We start from the raw sequence: 14,898 nt of genomic DNA, 5'->3' as shown, positions 1-14,898 counted from the left end.
CGACTAACCTGGAGAGCGATAATGACCCAGCTCAATAATCACAATGTGGGCAAACTAGGCTCCCCCATTGCGACCCCGCAATATGACCGCAGCGCCGTCACCCCTGGCATCGTGCATATTGGCGTAGGCGGTTTTCACCGCGCCCATCAAGCGATGTATCTTGACGCCCTGATGAACCGCGGCGAAGCACTGGATTGGGGCATTGTCGGAGTGGGGGTGATGTCGGGTGATAAACGCATGGAGCAGGCGTTAGCCGCGCAGGACCACCTTTACACCCTGGTCGTCAAGCACCCGGATGGTCGCTTTGAACCGCGGGTCATCGGCAGCATGGTGGATTACCTTTTTGCACCGGAGGCGACGGAAGCGGTGATCGAACAGATGGCCGACCCGGCGATCCGCATCGTGTCGTTGACGGTCACCGAAGGCGGTTACAACTTCCACCCGGTGACTGGCGAGTTCGATCTGGATAATCCACAAATACGCGACGACCTAGCCCATCCCACCCAGCCTTCATCCAGCTTCGGTCTGGTGGTGGAGGCGCTGGTACGCCGCCGCGAGCGGGGTATCGCCCCCTTTACGGTCATGTCTTGCGACAACATTCAAGGCAATGGTGAAGTGGCCAAGCGCATGTTCAGCGCTTACGCAAAAGCCCGTGATACCGCGTTGGGTGCCTGGCTGGCCGAGGAGGTGGCGTTCCCCAATGCCATGGTGGATCGCATTACCCCCGTGACGTCGGCGGCGGATATCAGCGAGCTTTCACAGCGTTTCGACATTGAAGATGTCTGGCCGGTGGTGTGCGAGCCGTTCACGCAGTGGGTGCTGGAAGATCATTTCCCGCTGGGGCGTCCGGCGCTGGAAAAGGTGGGCGTACAGCTGGTCGATGACGTTGAGCCCTACGAGCTGATGAAGCTGCGCCTGCTCAACGCGAGCCACCAGGCGTTGACGTATTTTGGCTATCTGGCGGGTTACCGTTACGCTCATGAGGTCTGCCAGGACCCGCTTTTTGTGGACTTTTTGCTTGGTTACATGCGCGAAGAGGGGTCGCCGACGCTGGCGCCGGTGCCTGGCGTCGACCTGGAGGACTATCGGATGACGCTGATCGAACGCTTTGCCAATCCCCAAATCAAGGACACCCTGGCGCGGCTGTGCGCAGAAAGCTCTGACCGCATACCCAAGTGGCTGGTGCCGGTGATTCGTCAGCAGTTGGCCGATGGCGGCGAGATCAAACGCAGTGCGGCGGTTGTGGCCAGCTGGGCACGCTATGCTGAAGGGATCGACGAACAGGGTGAACCGATCGAGATCGTTGACCGTCTGAAAGCATCGCTTATGCAAATTGCCGCCCGTAACCGCACCCAGCCAACGGCGTTTGTTGAAAACCGAGAGGTGTTTGGGGACCTGGCCGACCAGCCGCGTTTTCTGGCGGCCTATCTTGCGGCGCTGACATCGCTGCACGAACGCGGCGCACGCGCTACGCTTGAGGATCTGGTCTCGTCCAAAGGAATTCAGTAATGTATATCGGTGTCGACTGCGGAACGCAAAGTACCAAAGTGGTGGTCGTGGATGTTGAGCAAGGCCTTATCCGCGGGGAGGCAAGCCGCCCCCATCACCTTGACGAAGGTGAAAATGGCCGCCGTGAGCAGGCCCCCAGCGAATGGCTGGCAGCGCTGAAAGGCGCCTTCTTCGAGGCCCTTGAGCGTGCCGACGTCGACGCCCGCCAGGTACGCGGTATCGGCGTCTCAGGTCAACAGCATGGCATGGTGGCACTGGACGCCGAGGGCGAGCCGGTGTATCCCGCCAAATTGTGGTGTGATACTGAAACCAGCGCCCATAACAACGACCTGATGGCACGTCTCGGCGGTGAAGCAGGCTGCCTGGAAAAGCTCGGTCTGGTGCTGCAAACCGGCTATACCGCCTCCAAGGTGGCGTGGCTGCGCGACCATCATCCTGACGCTTATCGGCGTATCGATAGCCTGTTGTTGCCTCACGATTACCTGAATTTCTGGCTCACCGGCAACCGCGTGACCGAGGCGGGCGATGCCTCCGGCACGGGTTATTTCGATACCCAAAGGCGGCGCTGGCGGCTGGATGTGTTTGCCGAGATAGCCCCTGAGCTGGATGCCCAGCGTGTGCTTCCCCGCTTACTTGAGGCGCATGAGCCCGCCGGTGTTGTGCAAAGTGCCGTGGCCGCCGAGCTGGGCTTGGCGGACGATGTCGTGGTGTCCTCCGGCGGTGGGGATAATATGCTGGGTGCAATTGGCACCGGCAATATAACGCCTGGGCTGATTACGTTAAGCTTGGGGACATCAGGAACCGTGTGTGCTTATTCACCGGCGCCGGTGGTTTGCGATAACGCCATGGTGGCCAATTTCTGTTCGAGTACTGGCGGGTGGCTGCCGCTGATCTGCACCATGAATGTGACCTCGGCGACTACCCGGGTTCGGGAGCTGTTCGGTCTTGACCTCGACGCCTTTGGCGAGCGCGTGGAGAGTGCGCCCATTGGCGCGGAAGGCGTGACCGTGCTGCCGTTTTTCAACGGCGAGCGAGTGCCCATGCTGCCGGAGGCCTCGGCGGATTTTCTCGGCCTGACCAGCCTCAACACCACCCAGGCCAATCTATGCCGCGCGGTGATGGAAGGGGCAACCTTTGGACTGCGGTATGGGCTGGAGCTGCTCGGTGATTTAACCGCGGGGGCCAGCCAAATCCGTCTAATTGGTGGCGGTGCCAAGAGCGCGGTTTGGCGGCAGATGGTGGCGGATATCACCAATACTCAGGTGATCTGCCCTGAAATCACCGATGCCGCGGCCCTGGGTGGGGCGCTACAGGCCGCGTGGTGCGACCAGCGGGAAACCGGGGTCACCCTGGACGCGCTATGTGAACGGTTGGTTACCTTGGATGCCCAATCCCAGGCGGACCCTGACCCAGCGCGGGTGGCCGCTTACCAGACGGCGTATTCGCGGTACTATCGTGCGCTGAACCAACGCCACGGCCAAACAGATTAAACCCAGTTACACGGTCTATAAGGAGATTGATAGATGACTGATCAATTACAGCAGTTAAAACAACACTCACTGGTGGTGGCCGATACCGGGGACCTGGAAGCGATTCGCCGCTACCAGCCACAGGACGCCACCACCAATCCGTCGCTACTGCTCAAGGCGTTCAGTCTGCCGGGCTATCAGGCGATGATCGACGAAGAACTGAGCCAGGTGAAAGCCGCGGGCGGGGCGCTTGAGCAGCAGGTACCCCATGCCGTTGACCGGTTGGCGGTGGCGGTAGGCAGCGAAATCGCCGCCGTGGTGCCAGGGCGTGTGTCCACCGAAGTGGCGGCCCGGCTGTCGTTTGACACCCAGGCGAGCATCGCCAAGGCCCATGAGCTGATCGAGCTTTATGAAGCTCGAGGTGTCACCCGCGACCGCGTGCTGATCAAGCTGGCGTCCACCTGGGAAGGCATTCGCGCCGCCGAAGTCCTGGAGCGCGAAGGCATTCAGTGCAACCTGACGCTGTTGTTCAGCGACGCCCAGGCGCAGTCCTGTTTTGATGCGGGCGTGTTTCTTGTCTCGCCGTTTGTGGGCCGTGTGACCGATTGGTACAAGAATGCCACCGGCAACGACTACACGCCGGAAAACGACCCGGGCGTCGCGTTTGTGCGCGGGGTTTGTGAACGGGCCAACCAGGGCGGCTACGACACCGTCGTGATGGGCGCCAGTTTCCGCACCACCGGCCAGGTGCTGGCGTTGGCGGGGTGCCCAAGGTTGACCATTTCCCCGGCGCTGCTTGAAGAGCTGGCTTCCACAGAGGGGGAGGTGACGCCTCAGATTGCTGCGCCTGCGGGCAACGGTCAGCCATTGCCCGCCCTCAATGAAGCCGATTTCCGCTGGGGCCACAATCAGGATGCCATGGCCAACGACAAGCTGGCGGAGGGTATTCGTCGGTTCCACGATGACCAGCTTGAGCTGGAAAAGCTCATTCATCAGCGGCTGGGGTGAGTCGACGTCCCCGCCAGTTGGCCGTCATAATAGACTGACATTCAGCGCAAAGGAGCATGCAATGGACTCAGCCCTAGACGCGTTACTGGAAACCCTCGACCTTACACCCAAGGGCGCATTAACGCCGCTTGGCGGTGGCGATATTGCGGCCGTCTATCAGCTTGATACCGAACAGGGTCGTGTCGTCGTCAAGCATGACGACGCGCAGCGGCTGCGCGGCGAAGCCGAGGCATTACGGGCGTTAAAGGGCGCATGTTCCATACTGATTGTCCCCCAGGTGCTGGGCCTTTCCGAAAGCTGGCTGGTAATGGAGAGGCTTGAAGCCTCGGGTCGACGCGATAATGCGAGGCTGGGTGAAGGCCTCAAAGAGCTTCACGCAAGCGTCGGTCAGCAACATGGCTGGCACTGGGATAACGCCTGTGGCAGTACGCCTCAGCCCAATGCGCCGTTGGACGATGGGCGTGTTTTTCAGCGCGAGCGACGGCTATTGCCTCTCGGCGATGCCTGCTATCAGCGCGGTTTGCTCGATAAAAAGCTTTATGAGCGCATCGCCCGCCAGGCGCATGAGTTGGAAAGCTGGCTGCCCGACATGCCCGCGAGCCTGGTGCATGGCGATCTGTGGTCGGGCAATGTGATGTTCACGCCGCGTGGCCCTGCGATTATCGACCCAGCGATATATCGTCACTACCCGGAAGTCGATATTGCCATGTTGACGCTCTTTGGCTCGCTGGATGAACGCTTTTTCGAGGCCTACTGGAACGGCGACGCCCCGGCCGATTGGCCGAGGCGTGAAGCCTTATTTCAACTCTACCCGCTGCTCAATCATTTGCTGCTCTTTGGAGCGAGCTATCGCAGTGGCGTTGAGCGCAGCGTTGCCACGCTTGAGGCCTATCAGGGTTAAGCATTACCAAGACTTGTAGGGCAAGAACTTGCCGTTCAGGGTAAGCAGCACCCGGTCGCCTTTGGGGTCTTCGACCTTATCGACATCCATGGTGAAATCGATAGCGCTCATGATGCCGTCGCCAAACTGCTCCTGCACCACATCCTTGAGCGTCTCACCATATACGCCGACGACTTCATAGAGGCGATAAATGAAGGGGTCCTGGGGGATGGCTTCATCCCACACCTTGGTCGGGAATGTCACCAGGGCATCGGCGACATCGCTCTCGACATCCAGCGTCTTGCAGATCTTTTGGGCGATATCGGGGCTGGCGCTGTTCATGCCGTAGCAGGCCGATGCTACCCATACCGGCGACATTCCGACGGCGCTGGCAATATCGTCCCAGCTCATTTTCTTGCGCGCTTTGGCGGCAAGCAGGGTGTGGCGCATTTCAAGTTTATCCACGAGATTTCTCCTGTGCGATGGAGGGCGCGTGACGCCCTGTTGTTGTTAGCGGCGTTGTTGTTAGCGGCTTTCGGTAAATGGACCTAGATCAAGATAAATTTTTCTTGGGCTGGGTGCGGACATGGGTGGTGTACAGCACAAGGCCAACCAGTGTCAGGCCACCGACCAGGTTGCCCAATACCGTGGGGATTTCATTCCACATGATGTACTGATACAGCGTAAATTCAGCGCCCATCATCAGGCCGATCGGGAACAGGAACATGTTGACCACGGAATGCTCGAAGCCAAGATAGAAAAACACAATGATCGGCATCCACATGGCCATGATCTTGCCGGATACCGTTGTCGAGATAGCGGCACCCACGACCCCCATGGACACCATCCAGTTGCAGAACATGCCCCTGAGGAAGAGCACAATCCAACCGGCCAGCCCGGCATCCTGATAACCCACGGTTCGACTTTCACCGACAGACATCATGGTCTGGCCGACGGCGTTGATTTCCTCGGTGCCGCCCATGGAGAAGTTCAGATAGCCGAAGGTGGCGATGAACAGGGCACCCCCAAGGTTGCCGAGCCCTACCAGCCCCCAGCATTTCAGCATGCGCGGCAGGGTGACGCCGGGGCGCTTATCGAGCCAGGCGATCGGCACCAGCATGAACACCCCGGTGAGCAGGTCATAACCCATCAGGTAAAGCATGACAAAGCCCACGGGGAACAGCAGTGCGCCGATCAGGAAGTTGCCGGTCTGAGTGGCGATAGTGATGGCGAAAATAACCGCCAACGCCAGGGTGGCCCCCGCCATGAAGGCGCGAATAAGCGTATCCCGGGTGCCCATATAGACTTTCGCTTCACCCTGGTCTACCAGCTTGGTAACAAACTCACTGGGCATTAGATATGACATGAATAGGTTTTCCTGTGTCATTTTCGGTTAATTAACGTCGCGCCTGAATGTCCAGTGCCAGTCCTTTGCGTTTTCGTTAGTCCTTTGTGTTAGTTCTTTGTGTTAGTTCTTTGTGTCAGTCCTTTGCGTCTGCCTTTAGCATCAATGCATTGTGTTAGCGCTTCGATATGATCTGGAAATTGCAGGCGCTCAGCTCGCCGACAGGACACTGCATTTGGCATGCCAACTTGTTCATTGGAGGGCTTGGGGATTTATAAAATCGATTTATTTCATTGATTTATTTTTTTTGGCGTCAAATCGTATATTTGCCAGTGGTGTGGTGAGAATCAATCGTCGCAGGGCTGTTTGATAAAGGCTGCACCGTTAGGAGGCGGCGCCATGAGCTATGCACAATATTGTTGCAAAAAGGGCGTTTGGCCGTTCTGGCGTTGATTGCCCCTGGGATAGCGTTGACTCGGTACGAGAAGGAGAATTGACGGAGCTGAAGGCGAGTGCTAGCTTACATTCATAAATGTATGTTACGACGCAGTTCCTGCGTCCTATTAAGCGTCGATTCCAGCGCAGTTGGCCATGCCAGCTGCGACTTTGTCGTTGATTGCTTACGTCAAGGAAGACGGCCTGTGGTTGGTTAGGGCATTGCTTCCAAACCTTCATGACAACAGTGGGTTTTAACCATGAGATCAAGACTATCGGCTATGCCATATTGCGCGCTGTCCACGTTGTTGCTGATGGCATCGGGTAACGCGCTGGCGCAGTGGGAAGGCAGCGTTGGCGCCGGCGTATTCAGCGTGCCTGAATATCTGGGCAGCGATGAAAATGAAACGCGTGGCTGGCCAAGTGCCAGTATTACGTATGGCGATACCTTTTACGCCAGCGTGCGTGATGGTATCGGCTGGAACTTGCTTCGCCAGGGCAACTGGAAGGTGTCACCGTTTATCACTTACTTGCCGGGCCGTGATAACGATGGCGAGCTAAGCGGCCTGGACGAGGTAGACGATGGTGCAGCGGCGGGCGTGCGTGCCCGCTATTCAAACGGCCCTTGGGGGCTGGAAGCCGCTACTAAAGCCCCTTTAGGCGGCGATGTAGACGGTTATGAAGCAGACCTGAAAGCCAACTGGCGTACCATGTTGTCGGAGCAGATGGCGTTTTCGATTGGTCCTGAGTTGACCTACTCAAGCGATGACTGGACTCGCGATATGTTCGGTATTTCGCCTGCAGAAAGCGCGCGTTCAGGATTTGCCGTCTACCGTCCGAACGATGGCTATTTCCGTTATGGACTGAACAGCCGCCTGAGCTATTACCTGACCCGTGACTGGTCGGTAACGGGGCTAGTCGGTGTTACCCGATTGACAGGCGACGCCGCTGACAGCCCGATCGTGGATGACCGGGGTGACAAGACCCAAGTAATGGGCGGTGCGCTGATCAACTACCACTTTTAGCCACGAGGGCGGGTCAGGCGTTGCCACCAACGACTGATCCGTTCGCCAGGGCTTGCCGCTGGGTCAGAGGCGATGCCGCCATAGCGGTTTAGAAAGCGCTTGAGGGGAACCACCTGCTGGTCATTGTTGAGCATGGGGGCATGACCACATCCCGTTGCCTCAAGCACTTCCATGTGCGGCTGGTCGACCTGCATGCGTTCTATGCTCTCGGCACGCAACAACGTGGAATGTTCACCCCGAATAACCATCAGCGGGCAGCGGATCTGCTGCCAGTCGCGCCACGTATCGCGAGGTGTATCGTTGACGAACTGCTCGCTTATGCGAGGATCGTAATGAAAGCTCCAGCTGCCATCTGGCAGTCGACGTCCACTGCTCAGTGCCATCTGCTGCCACTCAAAACGGCTGAGGGTACCGAACCCTTGGTAATGTTGCTCAAGCGCCTGTTGTAGCTCGCTGAGCGTCGAAAAACGTTTGAGCACGCTAAAGTAGGTTGCCATTTCAGCCAGTGCCTGGCTGTCAAGTTCGGGGCCGACATCATTGAGAACCAAGCAGCGAATTCGCTGAGCGGTGTTCTCATCAGCGGCCAGCAGCATGCCGAGCAAACCACCCATCGAGGTGCCGACCCAGTTCGCGCTCTCGATGTGGAAATGGTCGAGGACAGCCAACGCGATCGTCACATAGTGGCGGTATAAGTAATCATTGGCAGGATAAAGCGACCAGCTGGAAAGTCCGCGTCCCGGCGTATCGGGCGCAATGACTCGCCATTGAGGGCCGAGCTTCCGGGCCAGGGACTCAAAGTCGCCGCCGTGACGGGCCAGCCCGTGCCAGGCGATCACCGTATGGGGAGCGTCGGGGTGCCAGATACGAACGGCGATTTCGAGCTGACGTAAGCGTATATATTCAATGCGATCCATGGCATACCTCAGTAAGTCGTTTGTTGCTTTGCAGCATGATGACGTACAGGATAGTCGACTGAAGCCAACCTGAACGGCATAGCGGTGTGGTGGCCATTGGGCAAAGGAAAGCCCCAAGGAATAACGGCAAAGCAGACACTGCCAGAGAAATAGTAAAGAAAAGTGAAATATAAGCCGAATATTTGACGAAGGTCTGGTATCGCCAAAAAAACATGCGACAATGTATGTAAGCATTCAGACGAATATTAATGAGGAAAACGCTATGCTGCGACTCCCTTCCACGTTGGCTTTTAAAAGCCCTCGCCCTCTTATGGCACAGCGCATGCTGCTTCCGGCGTTGTTGCTTTCCGTATGGGCGGCTCCCGCTTGGTCAGCGGATCTACTCACCATCACCCGCGACGCGCTGGAAAATAACGCCGAGTTGAGTTCGGCACGTTCCCAAACCCAGAGCGTCGAGGCGGGGCGTGACGTTGCCCGCGGTGACTTGCTGCCTCAGTTGAACGCGTCAGGGAATGTGGCGCATAACCGCACCTACGAAAGCCAAACCAGTGCAGCGGGCACTCAGGCAGGTCAGGTGGGTACCGGGACGGGCAACACCGGCGGCAATGACGATCCCTTCAATAGCGTCAGCCTGACACTGGAAGCCTCGCAAGCGCTTTTTGACGCCCGCAACAGCCGCGAGGTTGAACAAGCCGAGCGGGAAATCGATCAGCAAATTTACGCACTGGCCTCGACCGAGCAGCAAGTGTTGATCGACGTGGCGACGGCTTACTTTGATATTCTGCGCGCCAACGACATTCTCGATGCCCGTCTGGCTCAGGAGCGCGCCATTGGCCGTCAGTTGGAACAGGCGGAAGAACAGTTCGAGGTCGGGCTGATTGCGATTACCGAGGTGGAAGAGGCCCAGGCCAGCTTCGATCAGTCTCGTGCCGAACGCATTGCCGCACAGAGCGATCTGCAGGTGAGTTTTGAAGCTCTTGAGCGTTTGACCGGCCAGCGCTATGCCAGCATTGAAGCGCTGAGCGACGACTATCCCATCCAGCAGCCGACGCCCAGCGACCGCAATTACTGGGTGGACCTCGCCGTTGAGAACAACCCTCTGGTGCTCGCCGAACAGGCGGGTGTCGAGGTGTCCCGCAGTGCTGTGGGCGTGGCCCAGGCGCAGCGCCTGCCTACTCTGGAGGCGTTCGCGAGTTACCAGTATGCCGATAACGATATCGACGGCATTCAAGGCCACGATGAATCCAGCCAGATAGGGTTGAGCGCCAACTGGCCGCTATACACGGGCGGCAGCACCCAGGCCAGCATCCGTCAAAGCACCTACCAGTTGGAAGCCAGTCAGTTCGACTTTGAGGCCCAGCGCCGTGACACCGTTCAGCAGGTGCGCTCGCTGTATACCCAGGTCAGCAATGATGTCTCCACCGTCGACGCCCGTGAGCAGGCCATCGTTTCCAACCAGAGTGCGCTGGATGCCACACGTGCAGGCTATGAAGTCGGTACCCGCAATATCGTCGACGTGTTGAATGCCGAGCAAAACCTCTACAACGCGATTTCCGACTATGCCCAGGCGCGCTACGACTACGTCGTCAATCTGCTATCGCTACGCCAGCAATCTGGCCGGTTGGACGTTGAGGCCGTCGAAGAGATCAATGCGTGGCTACAGGGCGAAGAAGTGACCTTTACACTGCCTGAAGACGCGGGCTCCAGCAGCGTAACCGACATCGGTGAGCGCCCGGTACTTGAGCAGTAACAACCTCTTTGGCGGCACTGAAGGCCGCCAAACATTTACATTCATACATGTATGGTTGTAGTCTGTGTCGGTTTTATAAGCGCCTCAAGGGAATAAAGTAATGAAGAACATGTTTTACGGCGTTCGTAGCGCGCTGATGGTGATAGGCGCTAGCGCGCTGCTTGTTGCCTGTGGCCAGGAAGAGCAAGCCGAGCAAGCAGAGGGGCAGCAACAAGAACCGCCTCCGCACCCCGTTGAAGTGACCGAGGCGGCCCGACAGGACCTGCCGCTGGAAAAATCATACTCTTCGCTGCTGCGCAGCGACGATGAAGTCACTCTGGTTGCCCGCGTCACCGGCTATTTACAGGAACGTCATTTCGAGCCCGGCGAGTTTGTCGAGGAAGGCCAGCTTCTCTACTCCATCGAGCCTGATGTCTACCGCGCCACGGTGAACCAGCGCGAAGCCGATCTGCAAAGCGCCCGCGCGGAGTTTGCCCGCGCCCAGCGCGATGCAGAGCGCTTTGAGCGGCTGCTGAACCAGAATTCGGTGAGTCGTCAGGACTATGACCAGGCGCGTGCTGACCTGGGTGTTGCCCAGGCCAATGTGGCTCAGGCCGAGGCAGCACTGGAAAGCGCTCAGATTGACCTGAACTATGCTGAGGTGACGGCGCCCGTCGCCGGTATGATCAGCTTGAGCGAAATTAATGTGGGCAATCTGGTGCAGTCCGGCACCGAGCTTGCCACCGTCACGCCGCTTGATCCGCTGGAAGTTCGCTTCCAGATGCCGCAAGACGACGCCTTTGCACTGCGTCGACAGCTGCGTGAAGGGATGGCGGTAGAGGATATCCGCGCCACCCTGGCACTACCGGGTCGCGATGGCGGAGGTGATCAGACGCTTGAAGGGCGCCTTGACTACCTGGGGTCGCGAGTCAGTGATCGCACCAGCACCGTGCAGGCCAGTGCCACCTTTGATAACCCAGACGGGGAAATCCTGCCCGGTCAGTTTGTCCGTGTCAGCATTGAAGGCTTGCAGCGCTATGGCGTATTTGCAGTCCCTGAAATCGCCGTCACTCAGGGGTTGATGGGGCCTCAAGTCTTTGTATTGGATGATGACAACCGCGCCCGCTCGCGAACCGTTAGCCTGGGTGAAATCGCGGGTCCCTGGCAAATTCTGCGCGATGGCCTGGAAGAGGGTGATCGTGTCGTGGTTGGCGACCCGACCGGTATCGAGCCCGGCACGGCGATCGACCCTCAGCCGTTTAACGGTGACGCCGAGCAAGTGGTCGAGAACGTAGAAGAAGCGCAGGCGGAGCAGGAAGAACAGGCTGCCGAGCAGGCACAACAGGCTCAGGGCGCTGACGCAGAAAGCGAACAGGAAAGCGATGAGGAAGGGGATTCCTCGCAATGAATTTCTCTAATTTCTTCATCAGTCGCCCCATCTTTGCGACGGTTCTGGCGATTATCCTGACCATTATCGGGGTGGTCAGCATGCGGGTGCTGCCCATCGAACAGTACCCGAACGTCGTGCCGCCGACCGTGTCGGTACAGGCGCAGTTTCCGGGGGCCGATGCCGAAACCGTCGCCCAGACCGTTGCCGCGCCGATCGCGGAAGCGATCAACGGCGTCGAGGACATGATCTACATGACCTCGAACAGCAGCGACAACGGCAGCATGTCGCTCAACGTCTCGTTCGATATCGGCACCGAAGGCGATATCAACACCATCAACGTCAACAACCGTGTGCAGGGGGCGCTCTCGCAGCTCCCCGAAGCCGTGCAGGATCAGGGCGTGACCGTCGAGCTGCGTTCAAGTTCGATATTGATGTTTGTGGCGCTGTTCTCGCCGGAAGGTGACTACAACAAAATCTTCATGCAGAACTACGCCACGCTTAATATCATCGACGAGCTGCGCCAGGTCCCGGGGGTTGGCGAAGCCGAGGTGTTGGGCGGCGGCGAGTTCGCCATGCGTATCTGGATGGATCCGGAAAAGCTGGCGCAATACGACCTAACGCCCACTGAGCTTGCCAGTGCTATCCGCGCGCAAAATACCGAGGTGCCGGCGGGCAGCCTCGCGGCCACGCCGCAAAGCGACCCGCGTGCCTACACCTATACCATCACGGCGGGTGGTCGGCTCAACGACGTCGATGATTTCCGCAATATTGCGCTGCGTACCAATCCGGATGGTTCGACATTGCGCCTGGATGATGTGGCGCGCATCGAACTCGGCGCCTCATCTTACGGGGTGGATGCGCGTCTCAACGGTGAGGCCATGGCGCCCATCATCATCAATCAGCAGCCGGGGGCCAACGCGCTGGAAACCGCGCGGGCGGTGAACGCCACCATGGAAGAGCTGAGCGAGCGTTTCCCGCCGGGTCTCGAGTACGCGGTGCCCTACGACACCACGCTGTTCATCGACGCCTCGGTCAAGACCGTGGTGAAGGTCTTCATCGAAGCCTTCCTGATCGTCGGCGTCATCCTGTTCATCTTCCTGCAGAACTGGCGGTTCACGGTGATCGCCATGTCGGTGGTGCCGGTATCCGTACTGGCAACGTTTGCGGGCTTTTACATGTTCGGCTTCTCGATCAACCTGCTGACGCTGTTCGCGCTGGTGCTGTCGATCGGGATCGTGGTGGACGATGCGATACTGGTGGTCGAAAACGTCGAGCGGGTGCTCAGCGAGGACGATGACATCAGCGTAAGGGACGCGACGATTCGTGCCATGAAGGAAGTCGGCGGCCCGGTCATCGCCACCTCGCTGATCATGGCGGCAGTATTTATTCCAGTGGCCTTCCTCGGCGGCTTTACCGGGCAGATCTACCAGCAGTTCGCCCTGACCGTGGCGATATCGGTAGCCTTCTCGGCGCTGATGGCGCTGACCTTCACGCCTGCGCTATCGGCGATTTTCATCAAGCACAAGGCCAAGCACGGCCAGTCCAGGTTCATGCGCGCGGTGAACACCCCGCTGCGCCTGTTTGACCGGCTGTTTGCCGCCATTACTGCGGCCTTCATGGTGGCGGTGAAGTGCCTGGTACGCTTCTGGATGCTGGCGCTGGTGTTGACCGGGGTGGTCATCGGTAGCGCCTGGTGGCTGTATCAAAATACGCCCTCGAGCCTGGTGCCGGAAACCGACCAGGGCGTGGTGCTGGCAAGCATACAGTTGCCCAACGCCGCCTCTCTGGAACGTACCCAGGATTACATGGCGGCGCTCAGCGAACGGGTCGAAGCCATTCCTGGGGTAAGTTATTCGTCAGCGGTGGCGGGTTACGACATCCTGACGAGTTCGGTGAACACCGCTCGCGGGGTCATGTTCATCAACCTGGCGCCCTGGCCCGAGCGGGATATCACCGCCAGCGAGCTCGTCGGTCGGATCATGCAGATTGGCGCTGAAATACCCGGCGGTTCGGCCAGGGCGTTCAATGCGCCGCCGATCCAGGGGCTTTCGACCACCGGCGGCTTCACCGGTTATCTGCAGTCCTTTGGCGGGGCGACGTCCCAGGAACTGTTCGAAGCCTCGCTGCAGGTCATGCAAAAGGCCAACGAGCACCCGGCGCTCGAGCAGGTATTCACGACCTTCAGCGTCAACGTGCCTGGCTACCGCGCCGATATCGACCAGCAGAAAGCGCTGAGTTACGGCGTTTCGCTGGAAGATCTGCATTCGACGCTGTCCAATACGTTCGGTACCGGCTTTGTTAACTACTTCAGCTACCAGAACCGTAACTTCCAGGTGTACCTTCAAAACGAGGACGATTTCCGCCTGACGCCGGATGACGTGAGCCACGTCTACGTGCGCGGCGGCGACGGTGAGCGTATTCCGCTGTCCGAGTTCGTCACCCTCGAGCGGGAAGCCAAACCTGCCGTGGTGTCGCGCTTTGGCGTCTATCTGGGCGCGCAATTCCAGGGCGGCCCGGCGGAAGGCTACAGCTCGGCAGAGGCGATCGAGGCGATGGATCAAATCGTTGCCGATAACCTGGGTAGAAACTGGGGCATGGGCTGGACCGGTACCGCCTACCAGGAAGCCGAAATGGGCAATACGGCCGTGCTAGCGATTGTCTTCGGTATCCTGATGGTGTTCCTGATCCTCGCCGCCCAGTATGAAAGCTGGTCGCTGCCGCTGGCGGTGCTGACCTCGACACCCTTTGCGTTTCTGGGGGGCGTTGGCGGTATCGTGCTGCGCGGCTTGGATACCAGTATCTACGTGGAAATCGGCCTGTTGGTGGTGGTCGGCCTGGCCGCCAAAAACGCCATCCTGATCGTCGAGTTTGCCGAGCTGCAGCGTAAAGAGCAGGGCAAGAGCATCAAGGAGGCCGCGATCACGGCGGCTGAGCTTCGCTTCCGGCCGATCATCATGACGTCGCTGGCGTTCATCTTCGGCACGCTGCCACTGGCGCTGGCGACCGGTGCAAGCGATGTCAGCAGTCACCATATCGGCACGACCGTCGCGGTAGGTATGGCCACGGTGGCTATTCTGGGCAGCCTGTTCGTGCCCAGCTACTATGTCATGATTGCCCAGACATCCGACTGGTTAGGCCGCAAGTTCCGGGGTAAGTCTCGGCAAGAGCCGTCAGCCCAGGAGCCGTGAGGTCAA

Annotated in this window: 11 protein-coding genes; 8 read left to right on the top strand and 3 right to left on the bottom strand. The window is 58.8% G+C overall.

What is annotated here, in order from left to right; all coding sequences use genetic code 11:
* The first annotated feature begins 21 nt into the window (after positions 1-21).
* From NH395_RS08500 to NH395_RS08485, 4 genes are all read left to right on the top strand, one after another.
* Positions 22-1,509, top strand: a complete 1,488-nt coding sequence (locus tag NH395_RS08500; RefSeq protein ID WP_253023984.1) for a mannitol dehydrogenase family protein — start codon at positions 22-24, stop codon at positions 1,507-1,509.
* Complete coding sequence (gene xylB / locus NH395_RS08495) at positions 1,509-2,999, top strand: xylulokinase (RefSeq protein WP_253023982.1); 1,491 nt, start codon at positions 1,509-1,511, stop codon at positions 2,997-2,999. Before NH395_RS08500 ends, xylB begins: the two co-directional genes overlap by 1 nt.
* Before the next feature lie 33 nt (positions 3,000-3,032).
* Complete coding sequence (gene tal / locus NH395_RS08490; protein WP_253023981.1) at positions 3,033-3,986, top strand: transaldolase; 954 nt, start codon at positions 3,033-3,035, stop codon at positions 3,984-3,986.
* Positions 3,987-4,047: 61 nt separating this feature from the next.
* Positions 4,048-4,887 (top strand): fructosamine kinase family protein, encoded by an 840-nt coding sequence (locus tag NH395_RS08485; RefSeq protein WP_253023979.1) that lies wholly within the window; start codon positions 4,048-4,050, stop codon positions 4,885-4,887.
* Between the two features lie 3 nt (positions 4,888-4,890).
* Here the strand turns inward: NH395_RS08485 and cynS are convergent, their stop codons facing one another.
* Positions 4,891-5,331 (bottom strand): cyanase, encoded by a 441-nt coding sequence (cynS, locus tag NH395_RS08480; RefSeq protein ID WP_253023977.1) that lies wholly within the window; start codon positions 5,329-5,331, stop codon positions 4,891-4,893.
* An 88-nt stretch (positions 5,332-5,419) separates the two neighbouring features.
* On the bottom strand, positions 5,420-6,232 hold the full coding sequence (locus NH395_RS08475; protein WP_253023975.1) for a formate/nitrite transporter family protein: 813 nt from the start codon (positions 6,230-6,232) through the stop codon (positions 5,420-5,422).
* A 695-nt stretch (positions 6,233-6,927) separates the two neighbouring features.
* Between NH395_RS08475 and NH395_RS08470 the strand changes: the two genes are divergently transcribed.
* Positions 6,928-7,671 carry a MipA/OmpV family protein gene (locus tag NH395_RS08470; RefSeq protein ID WP_253023973.1) on the top strand — a complete coding sequence of 248 codons (744 nt, stop codon included), beginning with the start codon at positions 6,928-6,930 and terminating at the stop codon, positions 7,669-7,671.
* Here the strand turns inward: NH395_RS08470 and NH395_RS08465 are convergent.
* Positions 7,668-8,585 (bottom strand): alpha/beta hydrolase, encoded by a 918-nt coding sequence (locus NH395_RS08465; RefSeq protein ID WP_253023971.1) that lies wholly within the window; start codon positions 8,583-8,585, stop codon positions 7,668-7,670. The genes NH395_RS08470 and NH395_RS08465 overlap by 4 nt on opposite strands.
* A 262-nt stretch (positions 8,586-8,847) precedes the next feature.
* Here NH395_RS08465 and NH395_RS08460 point away from each other — a divergent pair, with 262 nt between their 5' ends.
* The 3 genes from NH395_RS08460 (at position 8,848) to NH395_RS08450 (ending at position 14,892) form a co-directional block, all read left to right on the top strand.
* Positions 8,848-10,335 carry a TolC family outer membrane protein gene (locus tag NH395_RS08460; protein WP_253023969.1) on the top strand — a complete coding sequence of 496 codons (1,488 nt, stop codon included), beginning with the start codon at positions 8,848-8,850 and terminating at the stop codon, positions 10,333-10,335.
* Positions 10,336-10,435: 100 nt separating this feature from the next.
* Positions 10,436-11,722, top strand: coding sequence for an efflux RND transporter periplasmic adaptor subunit (locus NH395_RS08455; protein ID WP_253023967.1), 1,287 nt, complete (start codon positions 10,436-10,438; stop codon positions 11,720-11,722).
* Complete coding sequence (locus NH395_RS08450) at positions 11,719-14,892, top strand: efflux RND transporter permease subunit (RefSeq protein WP_253023965.1); 3,174 nt, start codon at positions 11,719-11,721, stop codon at positions 14,890-14,892. The genes NH395_RS08455 and NH395_RS08450 overlap by 4 nt, the downstream gene beginning before the upstream one ends.
* Positions 14,893-14,898 lie beyond the last annotated feature (6 nt).

The sequence above is a fragment of the Halomonas sp. Mc5H-6 genome (assembly GCF_024124705.1).
GTDB lineage: Bacteria > Pseudomonadota > Gammaproteobacteria > Pseudomonadales > Halomonadaceae > Vreelandella > Vreelandella subterranea.
The sequence above is the reverse complement of the archived record's forward strand: the minus strand, read 5'-3'. Positions and strand labels throughout refer to the sequence as shown.

What these genes read in the sequence shown, in the direction of transcription:
- NH395_RS08500 (WP_253023984.1), top strand. Translation starts at nt 22, where the DNA reads ATGACCCAGCTCAATAATCACAATGTGGGCAAACTAGGCTCCCCCATT.
- xylB (WP_253023982.1), top strand. Translation starts at nt 1,509, where the DNA reads ATGTATATCGGTGTCGACTGCGGAACGCAAAGTACCAAAGTGGTGGTC.
- tal (WP_253023981.1), top strand. Translation starts at nt 3,033, where the DNA reads ATGACTGATCAATTACAGCAGTTAAAACAACACTCACTGGTGGTGGCC.
- NH395_RS08485 (WP_253023979.1), top strand. Translation starts at nt 4,048, where the DNA reads ATGGACTCAGCCCTAGACGCGTTACTGGAAACCCTCGACCTTACACCC.
- NH395_RS08475 (WP_253023975.1), bottom strand. Translation starts at nt 6,232, where the DNA reads ATGTCATATCTAATGCCCAGTGAGTTTGTTACCAAGCTGGTAGACCAG.
- NH395_RS08470 (WP_253023973.1), top strand. Translation starts at nt 6,928, where the DNA reads ATGCCATATTGCGCGCTGTCCACGTTGTTGCTGATGGCATCGGGTAAC.
- NH395_RS08465 (WP_253023971.1), bottom strand. Translation starts at nt 8,585, where the DNA reads ATGGATCGCATTGAATATATACGCTTACGTCAGCTCGAAATCGCCGTT.
- NH395_RS08460 (WP_253023969.1), top strand. Translation starts at nt 8,848, where the DNA reads ATGCTGCGACTCCCTTCCACGTTGGCTTTTAAAAGCCCTCGCCCTCTT.
- NH395_RS08455 (WP_253023967.1), top strand. Translation starts at nt 10,436, where the DNA reads ATGAAGAACATGTTTTACGGCGTTCGTAGCGCGCTGATGGTGATAGGC.
- NH395_RS08450 (WP_253023965.1), top strand. Translation starts at nt 11,719, where the DNA reads ATGAATTTCTCTAATTTCTTCATCAGTCGCCCCATCTTTGCGACGGTT.